Below are 854 nucleotides of genomic sequence, written 5' to 3' on the forward strand. Positions count from 1 at the left end.
CCGCTACGCCTTCATGACCGGCAACACCACCGAGCTAGCAAAGATGAGCGAAGATCGTTGCGTCTTCTGTAAATCGGTCATCGACCGAGCAAATGATCTACACAAGGATGGAGGGTGGTCAAATAAGTGGGAACAAAGCGTCACAAATATTCGCTACTATGAGAAACTCGAAGGATACAACTACAACCTTGTCCATGTCTACATCAACTATGGTCAAATGACGTGGTGCCACCCTGGGAAAAACCCTGAGACCGCCGACCCGATCGAGGGGCAAGAACTCAAGTTCGGTGTTCGATACGTCAGCGGCCGATGGATGGTCGGAGAAGGGGAAGTGATTTCAAAATGAATCGCCTTCTCATGATGACAGCCATTACTTCGATGGCGCTGCTTCCAGCGACCTCAGTCCAAAGTGACCCAACATCATCTGATCCGACTATCGCTGGAAACTCTTCTGGAAGCCGAACAGAGATAACTGGAGAAGCTAGCGAGACGATAGAATTACCTGATTCACCTCCTGGTGGGTCTTCGTCTCAGGAGCATCCGTCTGTGACGGCCTCGGATCCGTCGATGTGGGAGGAGCAGTCTCACCGGGAGTGCTCGCCTGAGAAGGACGAGTACGGGCTGGATAAGTTCAAGTGCAACCTGGCCAACCTCCACCGCCCCACCCAGCCCGACCAGCCCACCGGCACCGACCCCCGCACGATCACGATCACCACCCGCCAGGCCGCCACCCTCATCGCCTCCGGCTCAGGTATCACCCGCCAGCCCCCAGGACCCAAGGTCATCATCTCCATGGCCTTCATCGTCTACACCAACCCCACCCCCCGGTATCAGACCACCACGATCCTGGGCAC

General features: G+C 56.0%; 1 protein-coding gene and 1 pseudogene. Both read left to right on the forward strand.

From position 1 onward, the window contains the following. The coding region (locus HMPREF2883_RS13685) for a DUF6318 family protein (RefSeq protein ID WP_256277235.1) at positions 1-346 on the forward strand (346 nt) is incomplete at its 5' end. Next, a pseudogene (locus HMPREF2883_RS15310) lies at positions 343-854 on the forward strand (zinc transporter); the annotation flags it as partial. The gene HMPREF2883_RS13685 and the pseudogene HMPREF2883_RS15310, both read left to right, overlap by 4 nt.

The organism is Actinomyces sp. HMSC075C01, assembly GCF_001812965.1.
In the GTDB taxonomy this organism is placed as follows: domain Bacteria; phylum Actinomycetota; class Actinomycetes; order Actinomycetales; family Actinomycetaceae; genus Actinomyces; species Actinomyces acetigenes.